Origin of the sequence: Bradyrhizobium genosp. P, assembly GCF_049949265.1 — a bacterium.
Taxonomy (GTDB): Bacteria; Pseudomonadota; Alphaproteobacteria; order Rhizobiales; family Xanthobacteraceae; genus Bradyrhizobium.
On the sequence record NZ_CP188195.1, the window covers coordinates 6,298,704 to 6,314,735 of the forward strand.

At 63.2% G+C, this 16,032-nt stretch carries 9 protein-coding genes; 5 read left to right on the forward strand and 4 right to left on the reverse strand.

Annotated elements, in window-relative coordinates; all coding sequences use genetic code 11:
* Positions 1–47: 47 nt before the first annotated feature.
* On the reverse strand, positions 48–1,046 hold the full coding sequence (locus ACP2YO_RS30480; RefSeq protein ID WP_426434838.1) for an aldo/keto reductase: 999 nt from the start codon (positions 1,044–1,046) through the stop codon (positions 48–50).
* 280 nt (positions 1,047–1,326) lie between these two features.
* On the opposite strand from ACP2YO_RS30480, the gene ACP2YO_RS30485 reads away from it, so the two are divergent.
* On the forward strand, positions 1,327–2,145 hold the full coding sequence (locus ACP2YO_RS30485) for an N-acyl homoserine lactonase family protein (protein ID WP_426434839.1): 819 nt from the start codon (positions 1,327–1,329) through the stop codon (positions 2,143–2,145).
* Positions 2,146–2,453: 308 nt separating this feature from the next.
* Positions 2,454–4,031 carry a L,D-transpeptidase gene (locus tag ACP2YO_RS30490; RefSeq protein ID WP_426434840.1) on the forward strand — a complete coding sequence of 526 codons (1,578 nt, stop codon included), beginning with the start codon at positions 2,454–2,456 and terminating at the stop codon, positions 4,029–4,031.
* 65 nt (positions 4,032–4,096) lie between these two features.
* Here ACP2YO_RS30490 and pstS read toward each other — a convergent pair whose 3' ends face one another.
* The 3 genes from pstS to ACP2YO_RS30505 form a co-directional block, all read right to left on the reverse strand.
* Complete coding sequence (gene pstS / locus ACP2YO_RS30495; RefSeq protein WP_426434841.1) at positions 4,097–5,176, reverse strand: phosphate ABC transporter substrate-binding protein PstS; 1,080 nt, start codon at positions 5,174–5,176, stop codon at positions 4,097–4,099.
* Positions 5,177–5,263: 87 nt separating this feature from the next.
* Positions 5,264–7,105, reverse strand: coding sequence for a methyltransferase domain-containing protein (locus ACP2YO_RS30500; RefSeq protein ID WP_426434842.1), 1,842 nt, complete (start codon positions 7,103–7,105; stop codon positions 5,264–5,266).
* A gap of 196 nt (positions 7,106–7,301) precedes the next feature.
* Complete coding sequence (locus ACP2YO_RS30505) at positions 7,302–9,317, reverse strand: hypothetical protein (protein WP_426434843.1); 2,016 nt, start codon at positions 9,315–9,317, stop codon at positions 7,302–7,304.
* 199 nt (positions 9,318–9,516) lie between these two features.
* Here ACP2YO_RS30505 and ggt point away from each other — a divergent pair, with 199 nt between their 5' ends.
* From ggt to ACP2YO_RS30520, 3 genes are all read left to right on the forward strand, one after another.
* Positions 9,517–11,244 (forward strand): gamma-glutamyltransferase, encoded by a 1,728-nt coding sequence (gene ggt, locus ACP2YO_RS30510; RefSeq protein ID WP_426434844.1) that lies wholly within the window; start codon positions 9,517–9,519, stop codon positions 11,242–11,244.
* Between the two features lie 883 nt (positions 11,245–12,127).
* Positions 12,128–13,516: a cation-efflux pump gene (locus tag ACP2YO_RS30515; protein WP_426434845.1), complete on the forward strand. Its 1,389-nt coding sequence runs from the start codon at positions 12,128–12,130 to the stop codon at positions 13,514–13,516.
* A 192-nt stretch (positions 13,517–13,708) separates the two neighbouring features.
* Positions 13,709–16,030, forward strand: a complete 2,322-nt coding sequence (locus tag ACP2YO_RS30520; protein WP_426434846.1) for an ATP-binding protein — start codon at positions 13,709–13,711, stop codon at positions 16,028–16,030.
* Positions 16,031–16,032: the final 2 nt, after the last annotated feature.

A 16,032-nucleotide genomic window follows, 5' to 3' on the forward strand; every position in this document is an offset into this window, starting at 1 on the left:
AGGATGGGTGGAGCGCAGCGATACCCATCAACTTCAAGCTTGCGCCATCACCGTGGCTCGCCGGAAAATGCCCGCGTCAATTCTGCCAGCCGGTCGAGCGCCGCTTGCGGCAGCGGGCCCCTCTCGACCGCGGCGAGCGCGTCCTCGAACTGCTGCGGCGTCGCCATGCCGACGAGGATCGTGCCCATCGCCGGATGAGACAGCGCGAACCGCGTCGCGGCTTCGGTGAGGCTGCTCGTGAACCCCTCTTCGACCAACGGCATCAGACGGCGGGCACGGTCGATATCAGCATCGTAGCTCATGGCTGAGCCGATCGGCTCCGGCGCCGGGCCCGCAATCGGGTGACGGTCGGCCGAGCCCGACAACGCGCCGCCGGCCAGCACGCGGATGCCCACGACGCCAACGCCGGCATCCTCAGTGTGATCAAACAATCGCCCATAATCCTGCGCCGGATAGTTATGCGGCAAGTCCACCGCGGCGGACGGATTGAGCATGTTGTAGACGATTTGCGCGCTGTCAAAGACGCGAGTGTTGATCACCTGCTGCAGTGCCGGCGTGTCGCCGACCGCTGTCATGCCGAGGAAGCGAATCTTGCCCTGCTGGCGCAGCCGCTCGAACGCCGGGACAACATCGTCCAGCACCTGCCGGACGCTCAGCGCCGATCCGCCGCCGCTTTCGGTGATCGGATTGTGGAGATGAAAGATGTCGACCTGGTCGAGCCCCAAACGCGCCAGGCTGCCTTCGAGCGAACTCCTGACAGCATTCGCGACATTGCCAAATTCACCCGGCGGCAGACGGACCTTGGTGCCGACGACCACATTGGCCGGCTTCAGCTTTTGCAGGACGCGGCCAAGGTTTGTTTCAGACTCGCCATTGCCGTACTGCACCGCGGTGTCGAAGTAGTTGACGCCAGCGTCAATCGCCCGCGCGATAGTACGCTCCTGCTCGGCCGGATCGCCGCGCACCATAAAGCCGCCTACCGCCCCGCAGCCGAAACCCAGCACCGAGAGCTGCATTCCGGTTCGCCCAAAGACCCGCAGGCGCATCGCGATTCCTCCGACCGACCGCGAGTATGCGCCATCAATTCCGCGCTCACCACTGATATCGCACCACGCCCTTGCAGTCGTCGTTCCGGGAATACGCGATGTTGAACGGTGTTACTCAATCTTGATGCTATTGTTGCGAGGTGTCCGACCCACGGACATTCGCTCCCCCTTCACATCCGTGTTTCCTGCTCGTGTAACCTTTCGCGGCCCGTAAGGCGCGCCGAACATGTTGAACGCCACACAGGGAAAGCGGCCGCATTGCAATTCAGGGAAAAGAAAAATGAAACGAGCAATGATGATCCTCGCAACCGGCGCCAGTCTGTTCGCCGGCATGGCGGCACCAGCGCAGGCAGCCCCGGATGTGTCGCTGGCCCGCATCGATTGCGGCACGCCACAGGCACCGACGTCAGTCAATCAGCGCTTCTCGGATACCTTTGCCTATGGAGATCTCAAGCTTCAGTTCGTCTTCAGTTGCTACCTCATCAAGCATGGCGACGACTACATGCTGTGGGACACCGGCCACGCGATGACGGCGCCGAATGTCGCGCCCAAGGTGAGCCTGGTCGATAACCTCGCCAAGATCGACGTCAAGCCCGATCAGATCAAATACGTCGGCATCAGCCACTATCACGCCGATCACACCGGCCAGGTCGCCTCGTTTCCGAAGGCAACCCTGCTGATCGGCGCCAAGGAATGGGAGGCGATCTCCAGCCCCAAGCCGCCCGAAGGCGCGAACTTCAAGCCGTTTGAAAGCTGGCTCAAGGGCGAGAGCAAGGTCGAGCCGGTCCCGACCGACAAGGACGTCTTCGGTGACGGAAGCGTGATCATGCTGCGCACGCCGGGACACACCCCGGGCCATTCCAGCCTGCTGGTCAAGCTGGCCCAGATGGGCCCTGTCATCATCACCGGCGATGCCGTCCACTTCCACGAGAACTGGGATTCCGACGGCGTGCCCACGTTCAACTATGATCGCGCCCAGACGGTGGCTTCGATCGAGCGCCTGAAGAAAATGGCGGCAAATCTGAAGGCGACGGTCATCATCCAGCACGATGCGCGCGACATCGACAAATTGCCGGTGTTTCCCGCGTTCGCGAAATAGTTCCTGGCACACGACCAACCTGGGCGCTGCTCCGGTTTCGGGCAGCTCTCAAAAACGCCTGGCGGGATGCTCCCGCGGGCGGCCTCGTGGGCGGCCGAAGTTTGGCGTCAATTTCAGCCGCCAGCCACCCTTCCTCCGGCGCGGGCTGTCGTATATTGAGGGAATCGCCGCCGGAACGTGCCGCTGGTTCCCCAAGGAACGAATTGGCCGCGTCGAGGGCGGAGGTGGTGGCGGATCGTTAATCCGATGGCCGCAATCTGATACTTGATCGACGCAGGCGCGGACGGGCATTTCAACCGAGGCATGGCATGGCAATTCGATTGACGACGGCGCGATCCAACGGGGTGATACGGCGTCGGGGAACTCCCGCGGTTGTGGCGCTAGCGGCGATGGCCGCGTTGACGGCGCTAAGCGCCCCCGCCGCCGCGAGGCAGGCACGCCCGGCGGCCCCCGTCGAGGCGACGGCGCCGCGCGAGGCCGGCGAGCCGATCATGGCGATCGTGTCGATCAAGAGCCAGCAGGTCACCTTCTACGACTCCGACGGCTGGATCCTGCGCGCGCCGGTGTCGACCGGGATCAAGGGACGCGAAACCCCGGCCGGGGTCTTCGCCGTCATCGAAAAAGACAAGGACCACCACTCCACCCTCTATGACGATGCCTGGATGCCGAACATGCAGCGCATCACCTGGAACGGCGTCGCCCTGCACGGCGGACCGCTGCCCGGCTACGCGGCCTCGCATGGCTGCATCCGGATGCCCTACAACTTTGCCGAGAACCTGTTCGAGAAGACGTGGATCGGGATGCGGGTGATCATCTCGCCGAACGACGCGGCCCCTGTCGAGTTTACCCACCCCGCGCTGTTCGTGCCGAACAAGGAGGCTATCGCAGCTGCGCCGGCCAAGGTGAACGCGCTCGCCACCGAGGCCGCGGAGGCCGCCAAGACGGCCGACGAGACGAAGAAAGCAGCCGCAACGACGACGCGTGAGACAGCATCGCTCGCGGCGTCGCTACGCAAGCTGAAGGCGCTCAAGACCCGCGCCGACGCCGAGCTCGCCTACGCTGACAAGGTGCTCGCCGGCGCCAAGACGGATGAGGCCAAGGCGCGCGCCGATGACGCCAGGCAGAAGGCCGCCGCCAAGGCCGCGGACCTCGGAACCCAATTCGACACCGCCACGGCGGACGCTAAATCGAAGCTCGATGCCGCAGCAACTGCCAAGGACGCCGCCAAGGCGGCCGTGACAAAGAAGGCCGACACCGCCAAGGCGGCAGCCGAGGCGAAGCTCGCGCTGGAGCCGGTCTCGGTCTACATCAGCCGCGCAACGCAGAAGCTTTACGTGCGCCGCAACACCCACAAGCCGTGGCCGGATGGCGGCGAGGTGTTCGATTCGAGCATCGAGGTTCCGGTCACGATCCGCGATCCTGACAAGCCGATCGGCACGCACATCTTCACCGCAGTGGCAGGCAACGCTTCCGGCCTGCGCTGGACCGCTGTTACGATCGACGACGGCGACGACGCCAAGGATGCGCTCGACCGCATCACCATCCCGCAGGATGTGCTCGATCGGATCGCGCCTACCGCGGTGCCGCGATCCTCGATCATCGTCTCGGACGAGCCGCTTAGCAGCGAGACCAATTATCGCACCGAGTTCGTCGCTGTCCTGAGCAACCAGCCCCAGGGCGGCTTCATCACGCGCAAGCCGACGCCGCCGGTCGATGATGACCGCGTTGCCAGCGACGACGTCCAGAGCAACGATGGCTTCTTCAATTTCTTCCAACGCGATCCGGCCCCTCAACCTCCCAATACGCGCCGGCGCGGCGGCCAGTACTATCAACCGGCGCGACCCGCGCAGCAGGGCTGGCAACCGATGCAGGGCTGGAACTGGTAAGGCACGGCAGGCCGCGTGTTCGCGCAACCCGTTGGCTGATGCGGGCGACAAACCCGCTTCAAAAGTCAGTGCTTGCCTGCTGATGCCGAAATTGTGAGCGCTTCAAGGTTTTGCTGCCAATACAGCTCGATCTGCTGGATGAGTGCTGCCGGCAAGGAAACGTAGTTGAGCATTTCGGCCTGGGACTTTCCGCTTTCCAATGACCAGCGCACGAAGTCGATGACGGTTGCCATCCGCTCCGGCGATTTCGGTTGCTTCTTCATCAGCAAGAATGTCGTGGCCGTGATCGGATAGGCGTCTTCACCAGGAGCATCGGTGAGAACAAGATGGAAATCCCTGGCCGTCTCCCAATCCGCGCTTGAGGCCGCGGCCTGAAACGATGCGGCATTGGGCCGAACGAAATTGCCGGCGCTGTTCTGCACGAGCCCAAAGGAAATCCTGTCGAGCCGTTGCAACGCGTAGGCGTATTCGAGATACCCGATCGAGCCGGGAATCACGCTGACAAGCCCGGCGACGCCATCATTGCCCCTTCCGCCCAGCCCGAGTGGCCACTCGACCGAGGTGCCTTCGCCAACGGTCGCTTTCCACTGCGAGCTGATCTTTGACAGATAGTTCGACCAGTTGAATGTCGTTCCGGACTCATCGACGCGATGAACGACCGTGATCGGCGCATTCGGCAGCTTCAGATCAGGATTGATCGCTTGAATGGCCGGGTCGTTCCAGGAACGGAGCTTGCCCAGATAGATGTCTGCAAGCACCCGCCCCGTGAAGCGAATCTGGCCTGGCTTGACGCCCGCGATATTGACGACGGGAACGACGCCCCCGATCACGATCGGGAATTGCACCAGGCCGAGCTTGTCCAATTCCTTGGGATCAAGCGGCATATCGCTTGCGCCGAAGTCGACCGCTCCGCTTTTGATCAGACCGAGGCCAACGCCCGAACCCACCGGCAGGTAGCTGACGCTTGTGCCGCTTTGCGCCTTGTAGGCATCGATCCATTTCGCCATCACGGGCGCCACGAAGCTCGAGCCCGCGCCCCTGGGCTCGGCAGCCAGGCTTGGCGTCGAGAAGATTAGTGTCGCGACGATCGGCGGCGCGAAGACAAGAGCGGCGAAGATGATCGGCAGCCCGAGATGCTTCATCATGCCCGCGACTTTACTGGCCTGCGCGGGAAGCTCTTATGATCTATGTCACAAAAACGTAATAATTGCCGAAGCACCGGCTCTGACGTTTCAGGGCGCGTTCTTGCCCGCCGTGAAGACATACATGCCCCGAAACGTCTCCGGGTGATCGGCTTCGAAGCGGTGCCATTGATGGAGGTTGGCCTCGTCGGCCGCTCCCGGAAACTGTTTGCGGAATTGTTCGATCACCGTCGGATCGCCAAAGGGTTCGAAGGCGAGGAACGACAGATCGTTCTCGTTCAGAAATGCAGCGATCTCGGGGATCGTGAAGCGATTTTCCATGACGTTGAACAGCAGGTCGCGGCAGCCGCTCACGCTGTGGAAATCGTTGGCGTCAATCAGCGTTTTCCAGCGCTCCGCCTCGCGGATGATGTCCTGGCGGCATCTCCTGATGTCGTCGGCCGTGGCGCGATAACCGCGCTTGGCGATGTGGGCGCGGGCCTCCATGATAATTCGGCGCGCCAGATCGCTGTATAATCCGATGCGCATCCGGCCGCCCGGTCGCAGCACCGAGACCAACACGCGCCAACCGGCTGTCGGCTCTGCAAGATGATGCAGCACACCGACCAACTCAATGTGATCGAAGGTGCGATCGATCGTGCCTAGTTCCAGAATATCCGCCTGGGCATACTCGATATTGCGCAAGCCCAGTTCGCGTGTCTTGCGGCGCGCATAGGCGAGACTGGCCAGGCTGACGTCGATCGCGAGCAGACGGGCGTTCGGATAGACTTGCGCGATCTGAATCGCGTGCGAGCCGGTGCCGCAACCCGCGATCAGAATATCCAGTTCGGCTTGCTGTTCCGCTGTCGGGATGGTCCTGCCCCGGGCCTGATCGGCAGCGAATGCGTTCAGCGGGTTGGTGATCCAGCGCGGATAAGGATGTTCCTCGTATTGGCGCATCACCTTCATTGATACGTCGTTCTTGATCGGGGTGAGTGTCGCAATGGCAGTCCGCTCGCCCGCTTCCTCAAGCGGCTCGCGGAGTTGCACCCGCAACAGGCCGGCCATGGTCGCAGGCCAATCCCGCCGCAGCAGCGCTTCCGCCGCCGGCATGGCATGAAGCGGGAAATAGGCCGCAACGACCGCCAGCGTGAGTGGCGTTATCGCGGCTCCCGAGGCCAGGTTCTGCAGCAATCGATCGCGCAGTTCGCTCGCAAGTCCGCTTTCCGCATCAGTCTGTCCATAGGCATATTCGTTGATGAAGCACTGCCGGGCAAGCGCGCAGGCAAAGCCGACGATATCGTCGTTATGTTCGCCCTGCTCGCCTGCAAGCCGCAGCAGCTCGGCGCGCGCATAGCCCAACAGCACTTCAAGCTGCATGTTTGGCAGCGTCGTCATTTCCATCGCACAGCGGAGGAAAAGGTCGTTTGCAAGCGGGATGACGCTTTCGGTGCCGAACAATTCGGCGTTCGTGACCGATAGCGGCCATTTGCCGAAAATCCGCGCAACATAGGTGGCGATGACCGGACTCTGCATGATGAAGGCGACGGCCTTCTCGTCCATGCCGAGCGCAAGCGCGTTGCTGAAGTGCGCGATCGCTTTGGCGCGATTGCCCAACGCCCGGTGCGAATTGCCGGCATTGTAGTGGCAGGCGGCGTTCGCCTCGTCCGAAGCGATCGCTTTCGCGAACAGCTTCACTGCGGCCCGGTGATCGCCGGATGCCTGCGCCATCAGGCCGAGAAGATTCAGGCTCTGCACATTTGCGGGCTCGCGCGCGAGAATCTGACGGCATATCTCCTGAGCTTCGTTGCTGCGGCCCGCGCGGTGCAAACGGCTCGCCGTTGCAGCGAGATCGACAATGCTGACGCCCGCCGAACCGAAGCCAAGCGCGTTTGGTCTCGCTGCGGACGCGTCACCGCGCTTGTTGGCCGCACGTCGTTCTTTTCGATTCATGTCCCGCCAACTGATCCAATCTGTCAACCGCCGCCGAACAGCACACCGAAAAAGGCAACGGTTTGGGGCCGCGCATCAACCCGCCACATCGGGCAGACATAGGGCCGATCGCGTTTGCAGCCAAGGGATAATCTGCCACGGGGATGAACGGTGGACCTCGTGGCGACAGCGTAAAACCGATCGCAGACGCGGACGATCAAGCGTGCGCCGGCCAGTGCCGCTCACGGAACCAGGCGCGGTAGTTCGACATCTTTGCGCGCTGCGTCTGCGGCGCATGGCGCTTGCAGGTCGAGGCCTCATCGCTATTCTCGGGCGCGCCCCACCGCAGCTCCACGCAGTCGTTGGGATTGTAGGCCATCTCGAAATCGGTTGCCCGATCGACCACATCCTTCACCGATAGCGTCCACGGCGAGCCGTCGCTGCGGGTATAGGTCACCTTGCGAGACGCAAGCTCCGAGGCCAGCATGCCCTGCAACTCGTTCTTCGTATCGCCTACGCTTTTGCCTGATGGTATCGCGTAGCGATCCGACCGCCGCGCAAAACGATCGGGAAAATTCCGCACCACATCGATCGCGATCAACAGGCGAAAATCGCGCGCCGGGGTCGAGAAATCCTCCCAGGCACCGGTGGTCTCAAAGATCGAAGCGCCATCCGGCATGGCCGTCTCGCCGGCTTGCTTGATCTGATATTTGCGTCCGTTTTCCACCGACGTGACGCGCGTCTTGATCTGTTCGCTGAGGCTCGTGACGGCGTCGATCATCGCGCGCGCCGGATCGAGCGGTTCGGGCGACATGACGTCATCCATGCGATCGTAGAAATCCTCGGCGGACATTTGCGACTGCTCAGGCGAAAAATCGCCGTATTGCGGATACTTGCCGATGTCGACGTTGCTCAACCGCCGTAATGCGCCGTTTTTCTCGCGCATGATGGGGCGAAAATGCTTGAAGCCGGGGCTGCCGAGCGAGGGATCGTGCACGAAAAGGAAATTGCCGCGCCAGAAACGCTTGCGCGTGATCGATCCGTCGGGCTCCGCGTCGACGGCCAGGTAGACGCCCGGCGTGCCGTTCACTTCAGGCACCCGCTTCACCAGCATCAGCACGTGGCCGTAAGGGTCGGCATACACCGTGCCTGGGCGCAGCGACTGTTGCGTCAGCGGCACGGTGTAGAAATCCGCGCCTTCGTCGCCCGCGCGCACCGCTCCGGTTTGCACGACATCGCCGACGTCACGCAGATATTCGCCGAAATTCGTCGGGCGCTTGGGCTTCGGCGGATCTGCTTTCGCGGGCGGAGTTTCAGGCTGCTCGGCAGGCGGCTGCGGCCTCGACCGGGCAAACAACCCCATCAGGCCGGTGGGCTCCGGAGGCGGCGCAGGCGCGGCCGCGGCCACTGCGGGCGCTGCGTTCGGTTGCGGCGGCGCCGGCGGACGCGTGACATCGGGGTGGGCGACGTCGAACCATTGGTAGCATTTCGGCGGCCTGCCGGCGAAGCCGCGCGAGCAATTCGAATAGCCGAACGGCAGTCCCATCTTGAACGCAAAATAGGCGCGCAGGAAATAGACGAAGTCGGCGCAATCAGGGCGAATGTTGGTTTGCGTAAGGTCTTCGTTGCGTCCCAGATAGTTGAACAGGAAATTGCGGGATTGGTCGCGCAGCACCTCGTACCAGACCTTCCAGTTCAGATCCTGGTCGGGCGGCCCGTCGAACAGCTTCTCGATCCATGCCGAGAACAGGGCTTCGTTCGTGCTGTCCCAGCTATTGCGCACCTGCCAGATGCTTCCCGCCGGCGTGCGCAAAGGCTCCGGCTTGCGTGCGTTAACGGCGATCTCGCGGGTGACCGGGCTGCAATCCGCCGGCGCACCGTCGCGCGCCAGCGTCGCATGCCAGGTGCCGGCGGCGGGAACGGCGACCTCGGCGAACCAGGCATAAGGTGGCCCGCCATGCCGGTCCTGCGATTTGACCGCGACGCTTCCATCGGGCGCGATCAGCGACAGCACGCCTTCCATCGGCTTCTCGGAGACGACCATGACGCGCAGCGGCGCGCCGCTCCAGGGCGCCTGCGGCGACGGCACGACGGTGACCTCAGCCACATCAGCGCAATTGTCGGATGCCGCCGCGGCCGACCACGCCGCTATTGCGAAAAGCAGGACGAGATATCCGCCCGCGATCAGCAAGAATGTCGTCACAGCGGCGGCAAAGCGGCGCGCAAGAAGCATTTCAGCATAGCCTTGTGAATGACCGGGAACTGGCATTCGACCCCGTAGAGGGAGGGATTGCAGGATATCGAATTAGCAGGGGCAAGCCAGCGGAATTGAATCCTGCTTTATAAGCATTGACCGTCGAGAGCACGCGCTGCCATCCTCCAATGGCCCATTCCATGACCCGGCAATCCACCCGCAGCCAGGGAGCATCACCATGATTGCCAGGCCATTCTGGTCGATGGCCGCCGCCTGCGTCTGGTCATTGGGTACGGTTTCAACCGCCATCGCCGCCTCGGCGCCGCCCGTGGCCGCGGAAAACGGCATGGTGGTCAGTGCGCAGCACCTTGCGACCCACATTGGGGTCGACATTCTCAAGCGCGGCGGCAATGCGATCGATGCCGCTGTTGCGGTGGGATACGCCTTGGCCGTGGTCTATCCGGCCGCCGGCAATCTGGGCGGCGGCGGTTTCACGACGATCCGGTTTGCCGATGGACGAAAAACCTTCCTCGATTTTCGCGAGAAGGCGCCCGGTGCGGCGAGCCGGGACATGTACCTGGACAAGGATGGAAACATCATCAAGGGCCTGAGCACGGTCGGCTGGCTGGCGGCCGGTGTGCCCGGTACCGTGTCGGGCCTGGAGTATGCGCGGAAGAAATACGGAACGATGAGCCGGGCGGCGCTGATCGAGCCCGCGATCAAACTGGCCGAGGATGGATTCATCCTGGACCAGGGCGATGTCGATATGCTCGCTTCCGCGGCCGCGGATTTCAGGAAATTTCCGGCGACCGGCGAAATTTTCCTCAACAAGGGACAGCCTTTTTCCGCCGGCCAGCGGCTGGTGCAGCCTGATCTCGCGGAGACGTTACGTTCGATCGAAAGAGAGGGCGTTGACGGCTTCTACCGGGGCAAGACCGGGGCGGCCATCGTCAAGGCGAGCCGGGCCGGCGGAGGAATCATCGATCAGGAAGATCTGGATCGCTACACCACCCGTGAGCTGCCGCCGATCGAGTGCGATTACCGTGCCTATCACGTGATCTCGGCACCTCCGCCCAGTTCGGGTGGGGTTGCGATCTGCGAGATGCTGAACATTCTGGAGAGATATCCACTCCGGCAATCGGGTTGGGGATCCGCACAGGCGCTGCATGACGAAATCGAAGCGATGCGTTACGCCTTTGCCGATCGAAGCGGTCTACCCAGCGATCCGGACCTCGCCGGCAATCCGAGCCAAAGGCTGATCGACAAGAGCTACGCTGCAAAAATCCGCGATGCCATCATGCCGGACAAGGCCGGGATCTCCCGCGAGATCAGGCCGGGCGTTGCACCTCACGAGGGCAGCCACACGACGCATTTCTCGATCGTCGACGATGCCGGCACCGCCGTTTCGATGACGTATACGCTGAACGACTGGTTCGGCGCGCGGGTCGTTGCGACAGGCACAGGGGTGTTGATGAATGACGAAATGGACGATTTCACGCCAAATCCAGATACCGCCAACGCTTACGGATTTGCCCCCGGAGACGCCAATGCCATCGCGCCGGGCAAGACGCCGCGAAGCTCGATGACGCCTACGATCATCACGAAGGATGGCAAGCTCGTCCTCGTTCTCGGCACGCCGGGCGGAAGCAAAATCATCACGGCTGTGCTTCAAACCATCCTGAACCTGATCGATTTCGAGATGAACATTCAGGAAGCCGTCGATGCCCCCCGCATCCATCAGCAATGGCTGCCGGATGTGACAGATGCGGAAAGGTACGCGCTCTCGCCCGACACAAGCAAACTGCTGGAAGGTATGGGGCACCGGTTCGAGGATTCGCCGCCGGCGAACCATTTGGCCGCGATCATTGTGGGCGCACCGAGCCTTGGCGGAAAGGCGATTGGGCGAAACAGATACTATGGTGCGAACGATCCGCGCGGCGGCACCGGACTGGCGCTGGGCTATTAGCGCATGATGAGATGAAGCCGAATCGGTCTTGCCGCGGACTGGCTACACCTCTCCCGCATGCGGGGTCGAGACGAGCGAAGCTCGCTCTTGGGTCGCATCGCATCGAAGGGGCTCTCTCCGCAGCATCGCGACGACGGCAAGCCATCGCTCCAAATCGCATCGCCGAAACCCTTCGTGCCGTGGCCTGACGCCCGCCATGATGACGCTGTTGGTGGCGAGCAAACCGACGTGAATGAAAGCGTTGGCCCCAGCCCGACGGGCAACTCACTCAAAACCTGTCAAGGCCACGCACCAAAAATATTTCGGTTTATCAAAACTGAAAACCAGTGTATAAATCCGCCGTCTCATCCGATTGAGGGGCGCTTCGCGATCGTCACGGGTGTTGCGGTGAGATGCGGTGGACGCCGCTTGCGTGACTGACGAGCACGCCATGCAGCGGACGGTGAAGTCGTGTGGTCCTGAGCCCCAGTGGCAGGCTGAAAGTTTGTGGGACACGAACGCGTCCCACTGATGACGGTGACAAACAAGCCCGGTTTCGCCGGGGAGAGCACGTATAAGCCGTAAAACCATCGCGCAGGGAATGCCGGAGTGCCTCCGCTGAACCTGTATGCTCGTGTGCGTTTCTTTTTGCACTATTGCACACGAGACCGCGGGTGCAGCGTGCACCCGGCATTCCCTGCGCCCTCTTGCTTCGAGGGCGAATGACCTTGCAAAGCTCGGGCGAAAATGCGCCGCGAGAACGTGGATCTGCATCTGTTGGACTTGCGCGACACGGCTTCTGAATTCGGACTAATTCGCAACACGCCTGCTGTTGCAAGTGAGTGGCGATTGCGCGTTGCGAGTGACACTTGATGTTCACCGTTTGCCTGCTAAACCGCCGCCCATGAACTCTTCCCATGCCAGCTCTGCCAACACCAAGACATCGGTCGCCGCAATCTCGATCCTCGCCAGCGGCGCCATGGCCGCGGCGAAGTTCGCGGTCGGCATCGCGATCGGATCGCTGGCGCTGATCTCCGAGGCGCTGCACTCGACGATCGACCTCGTCGCCACCATCATCACCTGGGCGGTGGTGCGGGTATCCGACCAGCCGGCCGACGCAGAACATCATTACGGCCACGGCAAGTTCGAGAGCGTCTCCGCGCTCGGCATCATCGCCCTGCTCTACGTGCTGGCCGGCGGCATCCTGGTGCAGGCCTACAGCCATTTGCGCGAGGGATTGCCGCCGCCGTCGATCTCGGCGATCCCGTTCGTCGTCCTCGTGCTCGACATCGCCGTCAACCTGTGGCGCGCCCGTGCGCTGCACCGGGCCGCGCGCGACACCAGGAGCCAGGCGCTCGCTGCCGACGCGCTGCATTTCGCCTCCGACGTCATGGGTTCCACGGCCGTCATCATCGGCCTGATCATGGCCGGGCTCGGCTATTGGTGGGGCGATGCCGCCGCCGCGATCGCGGTCGCGGTCATGATCGCCCTGCTCGGCTTGCGGATGGCGCGGGAGACGGTCGAGACCCTGCTCGACCGCGCGCCGGTGGGGGCGCAGGAGAAGGCCACGGACGCGATCAAGGCGGTGCCTGGAGTGGTCGATGTCGAACGCCTGCGCGTCCGCACCGTCGGTCCGACGCATTTCATCGATGCGATCGCGGCGGTGCCGCGCACCTATCCAATCGACCGCGTCGAGGAGATCAAGCGCAAGGCGCAGGAGGCGGTGACGAAGACGTTCGGCGACGCCGATTTGACCTTCACCGCGGTTCCGGTCGCGCGCGACAATGAAAGCGTCCGCGAGCGCATCATGGTGATCGCGCGCAATTCCGGCGTCGCCATCCATCACGTCACCGTCCACGATCTCGGCGGCAAGCTGACGGTCGCCATCGACCTCGAGGTCGACGGCGACATGGCGCTGAACGCCGCGCACGACATCGCACACGATCTCGAGCGCGCGATCCGCGAAGACTTCGGCGAGGACGTCGAGGTCGATACCCATATCGAGCCGCTCGAACCGGAGCTACCGTCGGGAACCGACGCTGCCCCCGACCGCGTCGAGACCATCAAGGGGGCGCTGACGCGTTTCGCCGCCGAGGGCGCGATCCATGACATCCACAATGTACGGGTCCGCGACACCGACGCCGGCGAGATCGTCAACTTCCACTGCCGGGCCACGCCCTCGATGAGCGTGATCAAGGTGCACGAAGCCGTCGACGAGATCGAACGCGCGCTGCGCCGCGCCTTCCCGACGATCAAGCGCGTGATCAGTCACGCAGAGCCGACGCGCGCGTAGTTCTACGGAGTCGTTCCTGTTTCGGACTCGCTTTGCGGTAATCGATTCTGTTTTGGGCAAGATTTATTTCGCATTAACGAATCGTTGACTCTCGACAGCCCCGAAAATCTGGATTCAAATCATCATGATTCGGAAGCGACGTGGGGAGCGTCCGAACCGCGTAAATTACAGCTTGGAATGGGGGTCTACGGTATGGCGCGCGCGCATGCAGCGAACGCGTGTGTCCAATCCGATTCGATCAAGGGATTGGCGCAATCGATCGCGAAACCGGCCTATCACAGGCTTCTGACGGCCGAGCCTGCACTGCGCCGCGCTGTACCTACTCTCATCATCGCCTTCCTGATCACCATCTGCCTCGGCGCCTTCGTCCAGGTGATCGACCAGAGCCGGCAAAAGCGCGGCGCAACCCAGCGCGACCTTGCCGCGCTCTCCGACATCCTCGCCGAGCGTCTCGACCGTCTGACCTCGATCCGTCACGACCGGCTGAACAACATCGAGCACATGCAGGAGCTGCTGCCCGACCTCATTCCCTCATGGGGCATCGCGCTCGGCCGCCATGTCATCATCACCGGCGCGGACCATCGCGTGCTGGCGCGGGTGCCGATCGACGGCCTCGGCGAGAGCGACCGCATCCTCGACGTCATCTCCACCGCGCAACTGCTGGTCGCGCCCGGACAGCAGGGTGTGGTCAGCGACATGACGCTGCCCAACGGCAGCAGCGCGCTGGCGATCTCGCGTCTGGTCAAGTCGCTGCCGGGCCAGGTCGTCGTCATCCAGGAGATGAACGAGCCGATCTGGGGATCGGACGCAGCGCTCTCGGTGACACTGTCGGCGACCACAAGCTTCGTGGTGCTGATCCTTGGCTTCGCCTTCCACTGGCAGTCGACCCGCGCCCGCGAGGGCGACCTGATCAACGACGCCGTGCGCGGCCGCATCGATACCGCGCTCAACCGCGGCCGCTGCGGCCTCTGGGACTGGGACCTGTCGCGCGGCCGGATATTCTGGTCGCAGTCGATGTTCACCCTGCTCGGGCTCGACTCGCGCAACGACCTGCTCACCTTCGGCGAGGTCAACGCGCTGGTGAAGTCCGACGATATCAATCTGTTCGACATCGCCGACCAGCTGATCGCGGGCAAGCTCGACCATATCGACCAGAGCTTCCGCATGCAGCATGTCGGCGGTCACTGGATCTGGCTGCGCGTCCGCTGCGAGCTCAGCCAGGCCGCAGCCGACGGCGGCCTGCATCTGATCGGCATCGCCGTCGATATCACCGAGCAGAAGAGCCTCGCCGAGAAATCGGTCGAAGCCGATTTGCGGCTGCGCGACGCGATCGAGACCATTCCGGAGGCCTTCGTGCTCTGGGACGCCGAGGATCGCCTGGTGCTCTGCAACTCGCATTTCCAGCGCCTGCACAAGCTGCCTGATAGCGCCGTCAGCCCCGGCACCTCCTACGAGACCGTGATCGAAGTCGGCAGCATGCCGGAGGTTCGCACCCGCCTGCACGAAAGCGGCGTGCCGGCACCGGGCGCGCGGACCTTCGAGGCCCAGCTCGACGACGGCAGCTGGCTGCATATCAGCGAGCGCCGCACCAAGGACGGCGGCTACGTCTCCGTCGGCACCGACATCACCCGGATCAAGGCGCACGAGCAGAAACTGGTCGACAACGATCTGCGCCTGCGCGCCACGGTGATCGACCTCAAGCGCTCGCAGGGAGAACTGGAGCGACAAGCCGTCGAGCTCGCCGACCTCGCCGAAAAATACTCGCAGGAAAAGACCCGCGCCGAGGACGCCAATGCGGCGAAGTCGAAATTCCTGGCCAATATGAGCCACGAGCTGCGCACGCCGCTCAACGCCATCATCGGCTTCTCCGAGATCATGGGCTCGGGCCTGTTCGGAACGCTGGGCTCCGACAAGTACCAGGAATATTGCCACGACATCCTGACATCGGGGAAATACCTGCTTGAGGTCATCAACGACATCCTCGACATGTCGAAGATCGAGGCCGGCCGCATGAAGTTCGACATGGAACCGCTCGACCTCTCGGGCATCCTCGCGGAGTCGCTGCGGGTGGTCTCCGGCCGCGCCGAGCACAAGGGCCTGTCGGTGGAATCAGACATTCAAAGCACCATTTCGGTGGTCGCCGATCGCCGCGCCGTCAAGCAGATCATCGTCAACCTGCTGTCGAACGCGGTGAAGTTCACGCCCGACAACGGCCGCGTGCTGGTGCGCGGGCAGATGCTGGACGACTCGATCGTGCTCCTGATCGCCGACAGCGGCATCGGCATCGCGCCGGACTCGCTGCGGCGGCTCGGAAAGCCGTTCGAGCAGGTCGAGAGCCAACTCACCAAGAGCTACCAGGGTTCTGGCCTTGGGCTCGCGATCGCCCGCTCGCTCACCGGGCTACACGGCGGCACGATGCGGCTGCGCTCCAGACTCGGCGTCGGCACCGTAGTCCGCATCACGCTGCCGCGCGATCCGCGCCCGCAGCAGGCGAGGCTGCCGACGGCGGCGTGAGG

What these genes read in the sequence shown, in the direction of transcription:
- ACP2YO_RS30505 (WP_426434843.1), bottom strand. Translation starts at nt 9,317, where the DNA reads ATGCTTCTTGCGCGCCGCTTTGCCGCCGCTGTGACGACATTCTTGCTG.
- ACP2YO_RS30500 (WP_426434842.1), bottom strand. Translation starts at nt 7,105, where the DNA reads ATGAATCGAAAAGAACGACGTGCGGCCAACAAGCGCGGTGACGCGTCC.
- ggt (WP_426434844.1), top strand. Translation starts at nt 9,517, where the DNA reads ATGATTGCCAGGCCATTCTGGTCGATGGCCGCCGCCTGCGTCTGGTCA.
- ACP2YO_RS30485 (WP_426434839.1), top strand. Translation starts at nt 1,327, where the DNA reads ATGAAACGAGCAATGATGATCCTCGCAACCGGCGCCAGTCTGTTCGCC.
- ACP2YO_RS30515 (WP_426434845.1), top strand. Translation starts at nt 12,128, where the DNA reads ATGAACTCTTCCCATGCCAGCTCTGCCAACACCAAGACATCGGTCGCC.
- ACP2YO_RS30520 (WP_426434846.1), top strand. Translation starts at nt 13,709, where the DNA reads ATGGCGCGCGCGCATGCAGCGAACGCGTGTGTCCAATCCGATTCGATC.
- ACP2YO_RS30480 (WP_426434838.1), bottom strand. Translation starts at nt 1,046, where the DNA reads ATGCGCCTGCGGGTCTTTGGGCGAACCGGAATGCAGCTCTCGGTGCTG.
- ACP2YO_RS30490 (WP_426434840.1), top strand. Translation starts at nt 2,454, where the DNA reads ATGGCAATTCGATTGACGACGGCGCGATCCAACGGGGTGATACGGCGT.
- pstS (WP_426434841.1), bottom strand. Translation starts at nt 5,176, where the DNA reads ATGATGAAGCATCTCGGGCTGCCGATCATCTTCGCCGCTCTTGTCTTC.